Genomic DNA, 16,485 nt, shown 5'->3' with positions numbered 1-16,485 from the left:
AGCGAAGCCGAGGTATCTCGCGTGCTGACCGTTGAGTAGTAATCCAACGAAGCACGCGAGATACCTCGGCTTCGCTCGGTATGACGTTCTATTTTAGCCCACACCCTACAACAGCTCCTCCAGCTTGCCGCGGGTTGGGATATCGTGGTAGTGGTACTTGCCTTTCACCACGCCATTCTGCAGCAGAATGAAGCCGGGGTTGGAGCGGATCATGGATTTGAGCACCGTCGCATCGGCGTAGTAGAAAGGGGCCGACAGGTTCACATCGTGGCGGAAGGCGTCGAAGTCGGCGGGGCTGCTGCTGGTGATAATCAGCGGCGTGATTTTCTTCTTCGACGAGTCAGCCGAGAGCATCAATTGGTTGATGAGCAGGAACCGGTCGCGGTCGGCTTTTTCCGTGCCCTGCACGATGAGCACCAGCTTGTTGCCCTTCAGCAGCTCCTGGGTGTAGTCGCCGGCATCGTTCCAGACCCGGAAATCGGTGATTTTGGGGCCGGCTTCGGGGTTCAGGCTCACCATCTGCTTGTACTTCCAGGTCGAGTCGGTGGGATATTCGGTGAACTCCTTGGTTTCGCCGTTGCGCTCCATAATGTACTTGTAGCGCATCGGCTCCGAGGCCTGCATCAGCTTGCCAATATCGTTGCCGACTTTGTAGGGCAGAAAATCGAAATACGGCAAGTGACCCAGCGCCCGCACCCCAATGCCGATGGCAATGGCCGCGGCCAGCGTGATGTACATCACGCCCAGCTGCCCGCTGGCAAATACCCGGCGCAGGTAGCGCACATTGAAGAACACCACCAGCCACAGCCCCAGCAGAACCATATCCTTGGCAAACGAAGTCCAGGGCGTGAGCTTGATGAAGTCGCCGAAGCAGCCGCAGTCGGTCACCTTGTTGAAGGCGGCCGAGTAGAACGTGAGGAAGCCGAAAAACACCAGCAGCACCAGCAGCACCCACATGGTTTTGCGCAGATACCAGCGCAGCAGCAGCGCCACGCCCAGCACTACCTCCAAAGAGCTGAGAACGATGGAAATGGTGCGGGCACTGCCCTTAAACACCAGAAAAAACCGGCCAAAATCTTCGGCAAACACGTCGAAGTATTCCTCCAGCTTCAGCGCCGTCCCTACGGGGTCGTTGAGCTTGATCAGGCCCGAGAAGATAAATACAGCGCCCAGCAGCAGCCAGCAGATACGGGTGATAAGTTTCATTCGGTTTTTGGGGTCTTAGGAACTTAGGGTCTTGGGTGTAAGGTCGGAACGCTTATAGCCTCAGGCTTACGGGCAGACCGCCGTCAAGGATGAAAAACTGCGGCTGCTCGAAGGTACTTCGTCAAAAGCCAAGACCCTAAGACCCCAAGCCCCCAAGCTCCCTTTTGATGAGCACAAATACGGCGTAGTTCAGCATGTCACGGTAGTTGGCCTCCACTCCTTCCGATACGCGCGTGGCGCCGGCCAGGTCCTCAATCTGCTTGGTGCGGTGCAGCTTCATCAGAATGATATCGGTGATGCTTTCGATGCGCATCTGCCGCCAGGCCTCGCCGTAGTCGTGGTTTTTGGCAAACAGCAGGCGGCGGTTTTCCTCAATCTGCTCGTCGTAGGCACGGGCCACGTCGGCGGGGTCCAGGTCGAGGGGGGCGTCGGCGGGCAGGCGCAATTGCATGAGGGCAATAACGCAGTAGTTGATGATGGCCACGAACTCCTCGTCCACACCATCGGCCACCAGCTGCAGGCCCTTCTCCTGAATGGAGCGGATGCGCTGGGCCTTGATGTAAATCTGGTCGGTGATGCTGGGCAGGCGCATGATGCGCCACGCCGTGCCGTAGTCGTGGGTTTTGGCCAGAAACAACGTCCGGCACTGCCCGATAACCCGGTCGTACTCGTGCTGGGTTTGGTTACTCAAAATTTTCAGCCTATTTTGTTGAAGAACGACTTTTTGGGGTAAATACCGTCTGTCATCCTGAGCAAAGCGAAGGACCTTATGCCAGTTGGACGACAATCGAACCAACGACTTGTGCTGGCGTGATAAGGTCCTTCGCAAGCTCAGGATGACAGTCACTAATGTGACTAACAACTCTGCCCAAAACCAGCCGACAAAAGCCCGAAACCATGCTCCAGGCCGCGAAAGATACATGTTTTTCCCCGAGGCAAACCCTGCGTTGCCCTGGTGGGCGCGTGCTCGATCTGCGCCGACCCCAGGTGATGGGAATTCTCAATCTGACTCCTGATTCGTTCTTCGCCGCCAGCCGCGTAGCGCCCCAGGCTGACCATGCCGACCTGCTGCGCCGGGCCGAGGCCATGCTCCAGGCCGGGGCCGCCGTGCTCGATCTGGGCGGCTATTCCTCGCGCCCAGGGGCCGAGCACATTTCCGAAGAAGAAGAAAAGCAGCGCCTGCTGCCGGCCCTGGCCGCCGTGCGCCGGGCCTTTCCGGCGGCCTTTCTGTCCGTCGATACCTTCCGCGCCAGCGTGGCCGCCGCCGCCGTAGCTGCCGGCGCCGACATTATCAACGACATCGGCGGCGGTGAGCTGGACGCGGATATGTTTGCCACCGCCGGCCGCCTGCAGGTGCCCTACGTGCTCATGCATCTGCGCGGCACCCCCCAAACCATGGCCACCCTCACCGACTACCCCGATGGGCTGGTGCCGGAGTTGGTGCGCTACTTCCGCGACAAGCTGGCCGCCCTGCGCGCCGCCGGCGTGGTGGATGTGGTGCTGGACCCCGGCTTCGGCTTCGCCAAAAACGCGGCCCAAAACCACGAGCTGCTGGGCCGCCTGCGCGAGCTGCAGCTGTTTGGGCTGCCCGTGCTGGCGGGCCTCTCGCGCAAGGCCATGCTCTACCGGCCGCTGGGCCTCACGCCCGAGGCTGCGCTGCCCGGCACGGTGGCCGTGAATACGATGGCGCTGCTCAACGGCGCGTGCCTGCTGCGCGTACACGATGTAGCCGAGGCCGTGCAAACCATCCGCCTCGTGGCCAACACGTACTCTTCTCCCCCCTCCCCGTGACCAGCTCCTTCAGCATCGGCTTCCTGCGCATTGGCTGGATCGACGTCGTGGACGTGGTGCTGGTGACTATGCTGTTTTATCAGCTGTATAAGCTGCTGACGGGCAGCGTGGCGCTGAAGGTTTTTCTGGGGCTGATGTCAGTGTACCTGCTGTACTTAGTAGTGAAGGCAGCCGGTATGGAGCTGTTGACCAGCATTCTGGGGCAGTTTATGAGCGTGGGCGTGCTGGCCAGCATCATTCTGTTTCAGCAGGAAATCCGGCGCTTTCTGCTCACCATCGGCAAGGCCACGGCCTTCGACCGGATGCTGAGCTTCCCGTGGCGGCGCGAAGCCCCTGCCGAGCGCCTGAGCGTGACGGCGTTCGTGGAGGCGGCCAAAAGCCTGGCCGGCAAAAACACCGGTGCCCTCATTGCCTTCCAGCTGGCTTCCGACCTGAAGTTCTTCGCCGACTCCGGCGACCTGATCGACGCCGCCGTGAGCAAGCGTCTGCTCATGTCCATCTTCAACAAAACCAGCCCTCTGCACGATGGGGCCGTCATCATTGCCAACAACCGCCTCAAGGCTGCCCGCTGCATTCTGCCCGTGAGCGAAAACCCCGACGTGCCCGCCTCCCTGGGCCTGCGCCACCGTGCCGCCATCGGCCTGACGGAAGTGACCGACGCGGTGGTGCTGGTGGTGAGCGAGGAAACCGGCCAGATGTCGCTGGTGCGCGGCGGCGAGGTATTCCGCAATCTGTCGTCCGCCGATTTAAGGACCCGGCTCAATGAGTTCCTCTTTGACGTATCACCGAAGGCCGCCGGGGCCGCGGCGGCTAGTGCGGCCCCGGCGGCGGAGGTGGTGGCGTAGCAGCTGCCGCCGACGACGTACGCGTGGCGGCGCGCCTACCCCGGCACGGGTGCTACACCTGCTGCAGCATTCACGCTGCCAGCGCCAGCCGCTCTGCCGCCTCACGGGTTGCAGAAGTCGCAGTACATAGGGTCTTCCTTGGTTTTGGCGTGCGGGTAGAGTTCTTCTTTGGCAAAGCCGCAGTGCTGGCAGGCATACTCGTAGCTGCGCACCGAGCGGGTGGGGCTGCCGCACAGGCCGCACGCCAGCCCCCGCCGGGCAGCGGTGATGCCGAAGCCCGGCATCGCGCACTGCGGGCAGCAGGACTGCGCTTTGGCTACCAAAGCCGCGGTGGCTTTTTCTATCACGGCCATGCGCGTGGGGTTGTACAGGGCCCGCATGTCCGTTTCGACGTAGGCCGACCCGCTCTCGCCGTAGATTTTCTGAAAGGCCCGGCGGAGCTGCTCCGAGGTGGTAATGCCCTTTATGATGCCAGTGGGGTCGTCGGCGGCCCGGCGCAGAATCAGGCCGTGGGAGGGAAAAAGCGCGGCGTCGGCGAAGGCCCACAGCGCCTCCTCGCTGGCCACGGTCTGGCCGTTGAAGTTGGTATTCAGGCTTATTTCCCGCACCGTAATTTCCAGGTTGTGCTTCCGGTCGAGCAGCAGCACCCACTCTTCGTCGGCACGCACAAACGGGCTGGCCGGGTGCGGGCCAAACGAGCCTTCACTGGCCACGCCCAGGTCGCAGTGGTTGGCTTCCAGGGCCCGCAGACACTTCTGTCGTACGGTGGTGAGCGGGTCGCCGGCTCTTGCTACCTCCGCCGTAAATGTGCCGAAGGCGTCCGTATCGAAGGCCGGATCGGTGAAGCACTGCACGCCCAGGGCCGGTTCCAGCAGGGGCGCCATCACCCGCTCCTTGGCGTGCTTGGTGGCGATGAGCAGCTTGCGGTTGGCAAATAGGTTCATGGCAGCCGGATGGTTCAGAGGGCAGCGTCAGGCATTTGGCTAGCGGGTTTTCGTGGCCCGCTCCAGCCGGTCGTTTATCGATTTTCCCAGCCCCGCGTCGGGCATTCTTTCCGCCACAATCAGATCCAGCTGCAGCTTATCCAGCGCGTGCAGAGCCCCATACAGTCCGTTGGCCGCCTCGCCCAGGTCGCCGGCTTCCGATAGTACCACCTGGTGCTTCACGAAGGGCGCGTCCAGCTTTCGGCGAAACAGCAGCAGACCGATTTTCTTGTCGGCCAGCGGGGCGATGAAGGCGGCCGGGTCGGCCGTCAGGTGGGTGGGCGTGGCGGGAGCGTAGTGGCGGCTGAGCATCCCGGGCGCATCGGGCGCAGTCTCCTTCTTGTTGTTGAGGGCCACGGGCCCCACCACCGCCTCTATCTCTTCCAGCGCCAAAGAGCCCAGCCGGTACACCACCGGCTCGTCGTCGTCGTCGAAGCCGACGATGGTTGACTCGATACCCCGCGCACAGTCGCCCCCATCGAGCACCAGCAGCCCCGTGGCCCCGAAATACTCCTCCACGTGCGCCGCGCGGGTGGGGCTGATGCTGCCAAACGGATTGGCGCTCGGGGCTGCCAGCGGGAAGCCCACCTGCTGCAGCAAGGCCAGCACCAGCGGGTGGTTTGGCATCCGCACGGCCACCGTGTCCTTGCCGGCCGTAATCAGGTCGGGCACGCTAGGCTGCTTTTTCAGCACCAGCGTGAGCGGGCCGGGCCAAAACGCCGCCGCCAGCCGCTGCGCTTTTTCGGGCACGTGCCGGGCCAGCGTCGGCAGCTGCCCGATGGAGTGGATGTGCACAATCAGCGGGTTGAACAGTGGCCGCTGCTTCAGGGCGAATATCTTGGCAATGGCCGTGGGGCTGAAGATGTTGCCGGCCAGCCCGTACACGGTTTCGGTGGGAATGGCCACCAGCTCATCGGCCCGCAGCAGGCGGGCAGCTTGGGCCAGTTCAGGGGAAATGGGCGTCATAGGGCTGAGGCTGGGCGGCAAACTAGCGGGTCCTCGCTGCCAATCAGACGGGGCGGCGGGCATGGCGGCAAAGATAAGCGCTGCCCGGCCTTTGCGGGCGGTTCAGCGGGTCAGACCTGCTGCCAACGGCCCCCACAGTCTCGGGCACTTCGTTGAAACACGAAGCCACTGCTGGTCGTCAGCAGCGGCTTCGGCTACTCATATCCCTTCAAAAAACCTACGGCGTGTTGGTCACTATCTGGCCGGCTTCGGGCTGCTGGGCCGAGCGGTCCTTGAGCGTGCCCAGCTCCCGGCCTACCTCAATAAAGGCGGCAATGGCCTTATCCAGATGCGCGCGGGTATGCGCGGCCGACATCTGCACCCGGATGCGGGCCTGGCCTTTGGGCACTACCGGAAAGTAGAAACCGACCACATAGATGCCTTTTTTCAGCATCCGGGCCGCGAATTCCTGGCTGAGCTTGGCGTCGTACAGCATCACGGGCACGATGGGATGCTCACCGGGCTTGATGTCGAAGCCCGCCTGGGTCATCTTTTCGCGGAAGTATTTCGTGTTTTCTTCGAGCTGGTCGCGCAGCTGGGTGCTTTCGGTGAGCAGCTCCAATACGCGGATGCTGGCCCCCACGATGGCGGGCGCGAGGGTGTTGGAAAACAGGTAGGGCCGGCTGCGCTGACGCAGCATGTCAATGATTTCCTTGCGGCCCGAGGTGAAGCCGCCCATGGCCCCGCCCAGCGCCTTGCCCAGCGTGCCGGTGATGATGTCGACGCGGCCCAGCACGTTGCGGTACTCGTGGGTGCCGCGGCCGGTGCGGCCCAGAAAGCCCATGGAGTGGCACTCGTCAATCATCACCAGGGCCTGGTACTTATCGGCCAGGTCGCAGATTTTATCGAGCTGGGCGATGGTGCCGTCCATGCTGAACGAGCCGTCCGTGACGATGATGCGGTGGCGGGTGCCTTTCTGCACGGCATCCTGGAGCTGGGTTTCCAGGTCCTGCATGTCGTTGTGTTGGTAGCGGTAGCGCTGGGCCTTGCACAGGCGCACCCCGTCGATGATGGAGGCGTGGTTCAGGGCGTCGGAGATGATGGCATCCTGCTCGTTGAACAACGGCTCGAATACGCCGCCGTTGGCATCGAAAGCCGCGGCGTAGAGAATGGTATCCTCGGTGCCCAGAAACTCGGCCAGCTTGGCTTCCAGCTCCTTATGAATATCCTGGGTGCCGCAGATGAAGCGCACCGACGACAGGCCGTAGCCGTGGGTATCAATGGCTTCTTTGGCTGCTTTTACTACCTCGGGGTGCGACGACAGGCCCAGGTAGTTGTTGGCGCAGAAGTTCAGCACCTCGCCGGCCTCTTCGGTTTCAATTTCGGCTCCCTGGGGCGAGGTAATGATGCGCTCCTGCTTGTAGAGGCCGTTGTCTTTTATTTCCTGAAGCTGCTGCTGAAGATCGGACTGGAGGGTGGCGTACATGTTGTTGAATTCTGAATGTTGAATTATGAATTCTGAATGGGAAGGAGCGCAAAGGTAAGTCGTTTGCCTTGCTTGTTCGGTGCTATGACTACCTGCCGACTGGCCCACGCTTAGCCCCGGTCCTCCTCAAGGCCGGCGGGCCAGGAAGGCGCGGACGCCGGCCCGGCCGCTGTCCATAAGTTGCTGCTTCTGCGCGGCCGACACACGCTTGATCTTCGGGTTGAAGCCGGCAGTGCTGATGCTGATGGTGCGCGCCCAATCGGTGGCACGGGGCGGGTTCAGATTTTCGATGGCCAAATTATATAGCGCCCCCACATAGGAGCCAAAGCTGTTGATGGCATACGGGGCCAGCTGCTGGCGGCCAGTGGCCAGCGTGTCGTAGGCAATCTGCTCGGGCCGGTCGAGGCGCAGGCCCAGGGTTTCGGGGTTGATGGCAGTTGGCGCGGCGGCGCCTTCGGGCCGGTACGACGGCTTATCAAACAGATCAATCGGGTAGTTGGCCAGCAGGCCACCATCTACCAGCACTTCCACGGCCTGCCCCTTGGCGGGCTGCTGCACCACATGGCCCTGTCCGTCGAGCAGCACGGCGCGGAAGTAGAGCGGAATGCTCATCGAGATGCGCACGGCGTCGGCCACGCGCAGATCGGGGTGGGTTTCGTAGCTGAATATCTGGATCTGCTGGCGGCTGAGGTTGGTCCCCGTCACGTACAGGTCGCGGGCTTTGCCCTGAGCGGCCAGTTCGTGCAACTGGCCCAGCGTGCAGTTCGGGGAGCCGGTTTTGCGGGCCACCAGCTCGCTCATAAACCGGGTAAACTGGTCGCCGCGATACCAGCCGTACTGCCGGATAAGCCGGGTGCCGCCGCCGAAGAAAATCAGCCGGCCGTCGTTGAGCCGCTGCACCGGCATGTTGTTGACGATGGCAATTATTTCAGCGGCCGAATAGCCCACGGCCAGCAGCGCGGCCTGAATGGCACCGGCGGACGTGCCGCCCACGCGCCGGATGCCGGCCAGCACGCCCTGCTGCTCTAGCTCCTGCAAAGCTCCGCCGTAGGCAACGCCCCGGATTCCCCCGCCCTCCATCACCAGGTTGCGGTAGGCGGGGCGGGCGGCGGGCGGGCCAGATTGGGCCGTGGCGGCCAGCGGCAAGGTCAGCAGCCCAGCGAGCAGGAGAAAGTAGCGCATATTAGCTGATCAAGATAGAGAAGGAATACGGAATACCGGGCGGAGCTGTCGCCACGGGGCCCGCCGGCTTATGCCACCGAAAGCCTGCCACTCCCGTATCTTTGCACTCCTCTCCCACCCGTTTTCCCCCAATTATTCCCGAATGAGCACATCCAGCACTTCCGCCGCCACCCCTGCCGGCGACACCATTCTCGTTATCGGTGCCGGCGGCCAGCTAGGCCTGGAGCTGACCCACGAATTGCGCCAGCGCTACGGCGACTCAAATGTGGTAGCCGCCGACGTGCGGGTGCCCAAAGACGCCGAAACCGCCCAGGCCGGCCCCTTTGAGCAGCTCGACGTGCTGGATAAAAAGCGGCTGGAAGAAGTGTTACGCCAGTATCGGCCCAAGCAGGTGTACCACCTGGCCGCGCTGCTATCCGCCACGGCGGAGAAAAACCCCAAGTTTGGCTGGCAGCTGAATATGGATGGGCTGTTTAACGTGCTCGATGCTGCCGTGGACCTGGGCGTGCAGCAGGTGTACTGGCCCAGCAGCATCGCCGTATTCGGGCCCGATACGCCCCGCGAAAACACGCCCCAGCTCACCATCATGAACCCCAACACGGTGTACGGCATCAGCAAGCTGGCCGGCGAGCAGTGGTGCGAGTGGTACTTCCGCAAGCACGGCCTGGATGTGCGCAGCCTTCGCTACCCCGGCCTGATCGGCTACAAGAGCCTGCCCGGCGGCGGCACCACCGACTACGCCGTGGACATCTACCACAAAGCCGTGGCCGGGCAGAACTACGAGTGCTTTCTTTCCGAAGACACCTACCTGCCGATGATGTACATGCCCGACGCGCTGAAATCGACGCTGGACCTGATGCACGCGCCGGCCGACCAGATCAAAATCCGCAGCAGCTACAACCTGGGCGCAATGAGCTTCAGCCCACGGGAAATCACGGCCAGCATCCAGCGCCATATCCCTGATTTCCAGGTGACCTACCAGCCCGATTCGCGCCAGCAGATTGCCGACTCCTGGCCCGCCAGCATCGACGACTCGCGCGCCCGCCAGGACTGGGGCTGGCAGCCCGAGTTTGACCTGGATAAGATGACGGCCGATATGCTGCTGCATTTGAAGCAGCAACAGGCCGAACCCACGACGGCCTACTAGCTGTCATTGCGAGGTACGAAGCAATCCGTCCTGAGCAGCGAAGTACCTGTGGGAAAGCCCTTACGTATATCCGCGTCGGGGCTTTCTGCTGAAATAGAGTTGGGTACATTTCAGAGGACGGATTGCTTCGTGCCTCGCAATGACAAACTGATTTTATGATCGTAAACCTGACCAAAGCCGGCTGGCAAATCATCTATCAACAAGCCCATGCGCTGCTGGCTATGCAGCTGGCGTGGCACTGGCAGCCCTTCGGCCCCGCCGACCGCTGGGTGAGCCTGCTGGCCGCCATTGCCCAGCACGACGACGAGCAGAAAGCCTGGGACGGCCACTACGGCCTCACGCCCGCCGGCGCCCCGGCCGACTTCACGCTGCAGGAATTCTCGCTCGAACAGGCGCAGGGCGTGGTGCGGGCGGCCCGGTTTCAGGGCCGGTGGCGCAGCCTGCTCACCAGCATGCACCTGAGCGTGCTCTACGAGCCGCTGCGCGGGCAGCAGAAGGCTACTGATGCGTTTCTGGATGAGCAGCTGGCCAGCCAGGAAACCTGGCGCAAACAGCTCAAAGTGAGCAAAAAAGAGGCGCAGCAGGCCTACGACCTGATGCATTGGTGCGACCGGCTCAGCCTGATTCTGTGCCGCCAGGAGCTGCCCGAGATGGGCCGCAGCCTCGAAATCTACACCGGCTCCGACGGCCAGCGCTACGACGTGGTGCGCCCCACCGCCGACGGCCCCATCACCATCACGCCTTGGCCCTTCCAGGCCAAATCCTTCACCGTGAGCGTAGAAACCTCCCTGCTCACCCAGCTCCAGTTCAAAGACGACCCCGAGCTAGCCGCCGCCCTCCGCACCGCCCCCATCGAAACGCTGAGCTGGGGGATAGTGAAATAGTGAGATGGCGAAATGGTGAGTTTGATGTTCGACTTGCGCTAACTGCGCCAAATGCGCCATTTGTGCAAGCCGAACATCAAACTCACTATCTCACCATTTCACTATTTCACTTTCTCCACCAGCACTTTGCTGTCCATCAGGCCGGGGGGCACGGTTTGGAGTACGGCTATGCTGTTGATTCGGCGGTTGTCTTTTCCGTCGGAGCGGTCGGCGGCTAGTTGAAGGGAGCCGTAGGTGCGGTACTCGGTCCAGCGGCGGCGGAAGGCGGGCTGCGCGTCGGCGGCTTTGGGGAAGTAGGCCCACTCCTCTACCAGGTTGGTTTTGGGGTTTATCAGCAGCTCGTATTTGTTGTCGGGGGTCACGCCTACGTTCTGAAACGTCATGTGCAGCACCTCGGCGGGCGTGCCATCCATCAGCTTGCCAGCACCTTGGTGAGTCAGCGTAACGCCTGGGTCGCGGAGCTTGAAGGGCATCACGAGCCACCAGGAGTTGTTCACCCAGATGGGGTACATCTTGTCCAGCAGCTTCTTGCCCTCGTCGGTGGCGCTGATGTCCTGGCCGGCCTTGTAGGCGCGGCCCACTTTGGTGTTCAGGTTGTAGTTGGCCACCAGGTCGCCTTTCTGCCAATGAAAGTCGCCGGTGTACTTGTCCCAGAGCTGATACGAGCCGTCCAGGAAATCCCAGCCCAGCAGGCGGGCTTTCTGCCAGGCTTCGGGGCCGCCCATCTGCGTCATCACGCGGTCGGCCAGGGCCAGGGCTTTGGCATCGGAGCCGGCCTGGTCGGCGCGGCCATCAATGAGCAGGGGCTTCACTTTGGGCGGAGCCGAGGGATTCTGGGCCGGCGCGGGCAGGGCCGGCAACACGGCCGCGGCCAAGGCGGCCGCCCACAGGCAAATGACTGGATTCTTCATAAGTGCAGAGCGTTTGGTGGCACCACAGCCCGGAGGCGCGGACTGCGCTATACGCAAGGTAGCCGGCCGCCGCCATCATTTTGCCAACGCCTCACGCACCCAGGCCGTAGTAGGCACACTGTCTTCCAACCGACCACCTCCCTATGGCCACCCCTTACTCCTTCGGCAATATCATAAGCACTATGAAAACCACCGCGGGCGAGTTCATGACCAACAACTCGTTCCGGCACGCGGCGGCGCTTTCCTACTACACCATTTTTTCGCTGCCGCCGCTGCTGATTATCGTCATCACGGTGGCCGGCTCGCTGTTTGGCTCGGAGGCCGTGACGGGGCAGGTGTTTGCCCAGATGAAGGGCCTGGTCGGGGCCGACTCGGCCAAGTTCATTCAGGACAGCATCAACGAGTTCAACAGGCAGGAGCGCAGCGGCGTGGCCGCCGTGGTCGGCATTGGCACGCTCATTTTCGCCGCCACCACCTTTTTCGTCACGCTGCAGGAGAGCATCAACGACATCTGGAACCTGAAGGTGAAGCCTCGCAACGGCATCTGGCAGTTCATTCACGACCGGTTTCTGTCGTTTGGCCTCATTCTGAGCGTGGCCCTGCTGCTGCTGATTTCCTTTATGATCAGCGCCGTGCTGTCGGCCTTCACCGGCTACCTGCAGCGCCTGCTGCCCGATGTCACCATCATCCTGATCCGCCTCATCGATTTTGCCCTGTCGCTGGGCATCACCACGGCCCTGTTTGCGCTCATCTACCGCTTCCTGCCCGATGCCATCATCCGCTGGCGCGACGTGTGGATGGGCGCTTTTATCACGGCGCTGCTGTTTGTGCTGGGCAAGTTTCTCATTGCGGCCTACATTTCCTACGCCGACCCCGGCTCGGCGTTCGGGGCCGCCGGCTCGGCTATCGTGCTGCTGGTGTGGGTCAACTATTCGTCGCTGATTATCTTCTTCGGGGCCGAGTTCACCCAGGAGTTTGCCGATGCTTACGGGCAGCGTGTGCAGCCCAAGGCCCACGCCGTGCGCATCGAAACCCGTGAGGTGCCCGAGGGCGCAAGCAAGGAGGAAATCACCACTGGCCGGCCCCGCTCCACGGGCCGGTTCCGAGCCTAGCGGGCCGGTTATCCGGCCGCGCCCGGCTCACAGGCCAGAGTTATTCTTCCAGGGCGGCGGCCTTCTCTGCCGCGTGCGAGCGGGCCTGCAGCGACTGATACTGCCGGGCCAGGCAGTGGTAGAGCATCAGCTCGTAAGCCCGCTGCTTGGAAGGAAAAAGCCGGTTGACAATCATGTGGATCAGGCTAGCCAGCAGGCCGCGCAGGTGGGCCGGCGTGGGTGAAGTCTGCTGTAGCACCAGCAATGCCGCGCGCTGCTGCTCTTCCAGCGCGGCCTCCTCCGGCGGCGCGGGCTGGGCGGCCAGCCGCAGCGCCTGCTCCAGCAGCGGCCGGTACTGCCGGTGCTTGTCGTTCAGCTGCCGGCGCAAGTTGGCATCGCCCCTGAACTCGGCAAAGAAGCTTTCCTGCAGCTGGTGCAGCAGCGCGTGGCGCTCGGCATAGGGCAGCGCCAGCAGGGCCAGCAGCCGGTCTATCTTGGCAATGGCCAGGCAAAAGCGGTCCGGCTCGGCAAACACGGCCCCGGTGCGGCTCAGGAAGCGGAGCGTGCTGAGGCTGTCGCAGTGAAACAGGGTTTCGCACTGCCCAATCTGCTGGTGCCCGTAGCGCTCCAGCTCGCGTTGGTACGTATCGGTCTGAATACGGTGCACGCTGCCGGTGCGCACAGGCTCGCGCAGGCAGCGCTCCAGCGCCTGAATCACGATATGGTAGAACTCCAGGTGACTATTGCCCCGAAACCGGAGCCGCAGATGCGGGTCGTTGTCGCGGTAGCGCACGAAGAAAAAATGCTCCACCACCCGGCAGTCCAGCAGCCGCTGAATGACCGGATATAGCGTGTGCGCCAGCAGCCCATCCGAGGTTTTCTCGCCGGTATACACCTTCAGATACAGCCACTCGCTGCCAATGGAAAACCGGCGCGGTGGCAGCTCGGGCGTGTCGGCCCGCAGCCCGGCAATGGCGGGGGCGGCGGGGTTGTAGAAGGGCAGCACCAGCTCATTGGCAAACGCCGGCCGCCCTGGGCCGGCGCAGCTTTCGGCGGTTTGCAGCACCTCATACAGCCGCACGGTGGCCGATTTGCGCAGCTCCTGCGCCAGCAGCCGCAGCGAATCGGGCACGTGCAGCGACAGGCTCAGCTCATTGTCGCCCACGGCCAGCACAAACTGCTCCGGCACGCCGCGCCGCGTGAGCATGGTAGCTAGGCGCATCAGGTTGTCGGGTTCCAGCTCGGCGCTGCGCAGCAGCCAGGTGGCCCGGCTCAGAATGATGCTGCGGTAGCGCACGCGGGGCAGATAGGCCTGCTCGGCCAGCACGCTCCAGTTCCACTGCACATTCAGGTGGCTGGTCTGCTGCTGCAGGTCGCACAGAAACCGATAGATGGGCACGCCCTGGTGAAAATTGTGGGCGTTGGAAAGGCGCGGAATCACGCGCTTATTCAGCCGGCGCGAGCGGAGCAGCAGCTCGCCGTTGCGCACCGATACGTACAGATCGGCCAGCGGCAGCTGCCGTTCGGCCGGCACCGAAGCCCGCCCCAGATACGGAATTTCGTAGCGGTAGAGCGTGGGCCGGGTCATAATATTGCCCGCCCTGGACTCCGGAAAATGCACGATTTCGGCAAACACCACCTCCGAATGGTGCTCCTCGGTGCGGCGCACGCAGCCGGCCACCGCCGCGGCCAGCTGCGCATCGCCGGCGCAGAAGCGGCCCAGCAGCTGAATGGCCGACGGCCCCTGGCAGGCCAGCAGGTTGAAGCGGTAGTCGGCCGGCTCCGGGGCCGCCAGCAGGTTGCCGAACACGTAGAAGCTGTCGGGCAGTGGGGCCGGCGCGGGGCGCTGCTGCCCGATGTAGGCCAGGTCTGCGTCGGTCAGCTCGATTTCGGCCTGGGCCTCGCGCAGGGCCTGCGAATATTTTTGCAGCACCAGCGCCTGCCACCAGTCGGCGGCGGACCGCGGCGGCGCGGCTTCCGTGGCCGGCAACGACAGGTCGTCAATCATGGGGGCGTAGCCGATGCCCAGCGCGGAGCTGCTGCCGTAGCCTACGCCGTGCTCCTGATCCAGGGCCAGGGCCAGGGGCACTTCCTCGTCTTCGTAGCGGGTATGAAAGCGCCGCTTGAAATCGTCCAGATCGGGCTGGGTGCTGGGCTGATTGAGCACGAACAGCCGCTGGAGCTGCTGCTGGAGCTGCTGGAGCAGGGTTTCGCTCAGCTGGGGCGCGGCTTCGGGGTAGTAGGCATCTACCCGCAGCGGGCCGGTGGCGGGCGCGGCAATCTGGCGCGCGGCCAGCCAGCTTTCCACGGTCTTGCCCACAAAATCTGCGTCCGGATGCGTGGTCAGCAGCTCGTGCAGGGCGCTTAGCTCGGCCACCAGGGCCTCCGCGCCGGGCAGAACGGCCAGCTGCCCGAGCAGTGCGGGCAGGTAGTCGGGGCCAATGACGGTGGGCTCCAGCGCCGAGCGCAGCACGCCATCGGCCAGCAGCTGATCCAGGTACGCTTCCGCCTCCTCGGGCTCAATGCCTTGTTCGCCCAGATGCCGCACCAACGCCGGCAGCGTGGTGCCGGCCGCCGCCTGCGCCAGCACGCCCCGCAAAAACTCATCGGCCTCTACGGCACTGATGAAGTAGCGGCGCGTGAGGGCATCGCGCTGCTGCTCCACGTAGCGCAGGCTGTCGCCCACGGCGTAGAGCGACGTATTGGGGTAGAGCAGCACCTGGCCGCGCACGTCAGGCTGCAGCAGCAGCCACTCGTGCAGGGCTTGCAGGTATTCTGCATCGAGGCGGGTGTGGCTGCGCAGGGCGGGCAGCCGGGCCGCACCCAGCTGCGAAACGGCCCCCACCCGGCCCAGCGCGCAGCCGGCCAGCAGGCCGTAGGGCGTGCAGCGGCTGCTCATCCGGATGGCGTATTTGTGCAGCGTATCCAGTAGCCGGGCCTCTTCCGGTATCACCTCGCCCGCCAGCCATCGGCTCAGCCGCTCGTGCAGCCCCGCCGATGCCACGTAGATGGCCTGCCGGGCCGCCGGATCGGTGTACCAGTCGCGCATGAGCTTGCCCAGGGGCTGGGTTAGCAGGCTTTGGCGCAGCTGCTGCAGCCGCTGAAGAGGAAGCGCCGGGCGGCGAAGCAGAAAAAAGCCGTAGTGCTGAATCATAGGCGAATACATGCTTATTGGGGCAATGCAAGAAGCAAGATATATAAACGCGCTAGTTCGCAGTATAAATTTTTTTAGAAAAAAGCTCTGAACAACACCTACTTCAACTACAGGGCCTTCCATGGCCTGAAAACCCCACGGCGGGCCCGAAACGGGGCACGCCTCCCCGGCAGCTACCAGAAACCTGGTGGGCCGCCGGGAAGGCGTACAGAGGATTGCGAAGGGGCACCAGGAGCGGCTAGGGGCGCTGGTCGAGGTAACGCTGCAGGGCCTCCTGAAACTGCTCGAACGAGAAAGGCTCATTCAGAAAAGCCACGGGCCGCCAGCCTTCCCGCACAAACATCTTTTCGGGGTAGAGCGAGGAGAGAATCAGCGCCTTTTGCCCCTGCAGCACCCGCCAGTAGCTATCCAGCAGCGGATGATCCGGGGCGGGCAGCGTGGCAAAGACCAGGTCCCAGCCAGCGGCCGGCGGCGCCGACGGTGCCAGTTCGGCGTAGGTGCCCACCCAGCTAAGCTCCAGGCAGCCGGTGCGCTCAATGAACTTGAGCAACAGGCTGGACGGCGCTACCCCCGAATAGCAGAGCAACAGGCAGCGGTACATCACATATTGCCCACTACTCCGCCCACCGTCAGAATGTCGCACAGGATGCTGGAAGCGCAGGCATTGCCGCTCAGGGGGGCGGAGGTCAGACACACGAGCCGCTCTTTTTTCAGGGTCAGGCGGGGGGCTTTGGCAGAGGTTTTCATACGGGTCAGAATGTGAGGGTGTGAAATGATTATGAACCAAAGCTGCCGCAATGCGCCGCCACTACCTACAAGTTTAGACGAATGCCCTGCCGCGCGTCGATGAATGCTGAGTA

At 63.2% G+C, this 16,485-nt stretch carries 15 protein-coding genes; 5 read left to right on the top strand and 10 right to left on the bottom strand.

Annotated features, from left to right (window positions below; translation table 11 throughout):
• Positions 1–105: 105 nt before the first annotated feature.
• Both BUB62_RS13075 and BUB62_RS13070 read right to left on the bottom strand, forming a co-directional pair.
• Positions 106–1,206 carry a BT_3928 family protein gene (locus BUB62_RS13075; protein WP_073110725.1) on the bottom strand — a complete coding sequence of 367 codons (1,101 nt, stop codon included), beginning with the start codon at positions 1,204–1,206 and terminating at the stop codon, positions 106–108.
• A 136-nt stretch (positions 1,207–1,342) separates the two neighbouring features.
• A complete protein-coding gene (locus tag BUB62_RS13070; RefSeq protein ID WP_073110724.1) occupies positions 1,343–1,897 on the bottom strand; it encodes a DUF1599 domain-containing protein in 555 nt (184 codons plus the stop codon).
• 299 nt (positions 1,898–2,196) lie between these two features.
• Here BUB62_RS13070 and folP point away from each other — a divergent pair, with 299 nt between their 5' ends.
• Entirely contained in the window at positions 2,197–2,997 is an 801-nt protein-coding gene (folP, locus tag BUB62_RS13065; RefSeq protein WP_234988693.1) for a dihydropteroate synthase, read from the top strand.
• The gene (cdaA, locus tag BUB62_RS13060) at positions 2,994–3,842 is read left to right on the top strand and encodes a diadenylate cyclase CdaA (protein ID WP_073110720.1); all 849 of its coding nucleotides are present in this window, start codon (positions 2,994–2,996) and stop codon (positions 3,840–3,842) included. The genes folP and cdaA overlap by 4 nt, the downstream gene beginning before the upstream one ends.
• A gap of 101 nt (positions 3,843–3,943) precedes the next feature.
• On the opposite strand, the gene BUB62_RS13055 is transcribed toward cdaA, so the two are convergent.
• From BUB62_RS13055 to BUB62_RS13040, 4 genes are all read right to left on the bottom strand, one after another.
• Positions 3,944–4,786 carry a DUF6671 family protein gene (locus BUB62_RS13055; protein ID WP_073110718.1) on the bottom strand — a complete coding sequence of 281 codons (843 nt, stop codon included), beginning with the start codon at positions 4,784–4,786 and terminating at the stop codon, positions 3,944–3,946.
• A 39-nt stretch (positions 4,787–4,825) separates the two neighbouring features.
• Positions 4,826–5,791: an L-threonylcarbamoyladenylate synthase gene (locus BUB62_RS13050; RefSeq protein WP_073110716.1), complete on the bottom strand. Its 966-nt coding sequence runs from the start codon at positions 5,789–5,791 to the stop codon at positions 4,826–4,828.
• A gap of 217 nt (positions 5,792–6,008) precedes the next feature.
• Positions 6,009–7,256: a glycine C-acetyltransferase gene (gene kbl, locus BUB62_RS13045; protein WP_073110714.1), complete on the bottom strand. Its 1,248-nt coding sequence runs from the start codon at positions 7,254–7,256 to the stop codon at positions 6,009–6,011.
• 126 nt (positions 7,257–7,382) lie between these two features.
• A complete protein-coding gene (locus tag BUB62_RS13040) occupies positions 7,383–8,438 on the bottom strand; it encodes a patatin-like phospholipase family protein (protein ID WP_073110712.1) in 1,056 nt (351 codons plus the stop codon).
• A 142-nt stretch (positions 8,439–8,580) separates the two neighbouring features.
• On the opposite strand from BUB62_RS13040, the gene BUB62_RS13035 reads away from it, so the two are divergent.
• A complete protein-coding gene (locus tag BUB62_RS13035; protein WP_073110710.1) occupies positions 8,581–9,585 on the top strand; it encodes an NAD-dependent epimerase/dehydratase family protein in 1,005 nt (334 codons plus the stop codon).
• 155 nt (positions 9,586–9,740) lie between these two features.
• Positions 9,741–10,469: a DUF3891 family protein gene (locus tag BUB62_RS13030; RefSeq protein ID WP_073110708.1), complete on the top strand. Its 729-nt coding sequence runs from the start codon at positions 9,741–9,743 to the stop codon at positions 10,467–10,469.
• 101 nt (positions 10,470–10,570) lie between these two features.
• Here BUB62_RS13030 and BUB62_RS13025 read toward each other — a convergent pair whose 3' ends face one another.
• Positions 10,571–11,380 carry a hypothetical protein gene (locus BUB62_RS13025; RefSeq protein ID WP_073110707.1) on the bottom strand — a complete coding sequence of 270 codons (810 nt, stop codon included), beginning with the start codon at positions 11,378–11,380 and terminating at the stop codon, positions 10,571–10,573.
• 182 nt (positions 11,381–11,562) lie between these two features.
• On the opposite strand from BUB62_RS13025, the gene BUB62_RS13020 reads away from it, so the two are divergent.
• Entirely contained in the window at positions 11,563–12,492 is a 930-nt protein-coding gene (locus tag BUB62_RS13020; protein ID WP_143164157.1) for a YihY/virulence factor BrkB family protein, read from the top strand.
• A 40-nt stretch (positions 12,493–12,532) separates the two neighbouring features.
• On the opposite strand, the gene BUB62_RS13015 is transcribed toward BUB62_RS13020, so the two are convergent.
• The 3 genes from BUB62_RS13015 to BUB62_RS19345 form a co-directional block, all read right to left on the bottom strand.
• Complete coding sequence (locus BUB62_RS13015; protein WP_234988692.1) at positions 12,533–15,637, bottom strand: lantibiotic dehydratase; 3,105 nt, start codon at positions 15,635–15,637, stop codon at positions 12,533–12,535.
• 226 nt (positions 15,638–15,863) lie between these two features.
• Positions 15,864–16,226, bottom strand: coding sequence for a hypothetical protein (locus tag BUB62_RS13010; protein ID WP_073110702.1), 363 nt, complete (start codon positions 16,224–16,226; stop codon positions 15,864–15,866).
• Positions 16,226–16,372: a hypothetical protein gene (locus BUB62_RS19345; RefSeq protein ID WP_159437467.1), complete on the bottom strand. Its 147-nt coding sequence runs from the start codon at positions 16,370–16,372 to the stop codon at positions 16,226–16,228. Before BUB62_RS19345 ends, BUB62_RS13010 begins: the two co-directional genes overlap by 1 nt.
• Positions 16,373–16,485 lie beyond the last annotated feature (113 nt).

Source organism: Hymenobacter daecheongensis DSM 21074 (genome assembly GCF_900141805.1).
Classification (GTDB): domain Bacteria; phylum Bacteroidota; class Bacteroidia; order Cytophagales; family Hymenobacteraceae; genus Hymenobacter; species Hymenobacter daecheongensis.
The sequence above is the reverse complement of the archived record's forward strand: the minus strand, read 5'-3'. Positions and strand labels throughout refer to the sequence as shown.

Excerpts from the sequence above, each read along its gene's own strand:
- folP (WP_234988693.1), top strand. The coding sequence starts at position 2,197 with ATGGGAATTCTCAATCTGACTCCTGATTCGTTCTTCGCCGCCAGCCGC.
- BUB62_RS13035 (WP_073110710.1), top strand. The coding sequence starts at position 8,581 with ATGAGCACATCCAGCACTTCCGCCGCCACCCCTGCCGGCGACACCATT.
- BUB62_RS13050 (WP_073110716.1), bottom strand. The coding sequence starts at position 5,791 with ATGACGCCCATTTCCCCTGAACTGGCCCAAGCTGCCCGCCTGCTGCGG.
- kbl (WP_073110714.1), bottom strand. The coding sequence starts at position 7,256 with ATGTACGCCACCCTCCAGTCCGATCTTCAGCAGCAGCTTCAGGAAATA.
- BUB62_RS13015 (WP_234988692.1), bottom strand. The coding sequence starts at position 15,637 with ATGTATTCGCCTATGATTCAGCACTACGGCTTTTTTCTGCTTCGCCGC.
- BUB62_RS13075 (WP_073110725.1), bottom strand. The coding sequence starts at position 1,206 with ATGAAACTTATCACCCGTATCTGCTGGCTGCTGCTGGGCGCTGTATTT.
- BUB62_RS13010 (WP_073110702.1), bottom strand. The coding sequence starts at position 16,226 with ATGTACCGCTGCCTGTTGCTCTGCTATTCGGGGGTAGCGCCGTCCAGC.
- BUB62_RS13030 (WP_073110708.1), top strand. The coding sequence starts at position 9,741 with ATGATCGTAAACCTGACCAAAGCCGGCTGGCAAATCATCTATCAACAA.
- BUB62_RS13020 (WP_143164157.1), top strand. The coding sequence starts at position 11,563 with ATGAAAACCACCGCGGGCGAGTTCATGACCAACAACTCGTTCCGGCAC.
- BUB62_RS13025 (WP_073110707.1), bottom strand. The coding sequence starts at position 11,380 with ATGAAGAATCCAGTCATTTGCCTGTGGGCGGCCGCCTTGGCCGCGGCC.
- BUB62_RS19345 (WP_159437467.1), bottom strand. The coding sequence starts at position 16,372 with ATGAAAACCTCTGCCAAAGCCCCCCGCCTGACCCTGAAAAAAGAGCGG.
- BUB62_RS13040 (WP_073110712.1), bottom strand. The coding sequence starts at position 8,438 with ATGCGCTACTTTCTCCTGCTCGCTGGGCTGCTGACCTTGCCGCTGGCC.
- BUB62_RS13055 (WP_073110718.1), bottom strand. The coding sequence starts at position 4,786 with ATGAACCTATTTGCCAACCGCAAGCTGCTCATCGCCACCAAGCACGCC.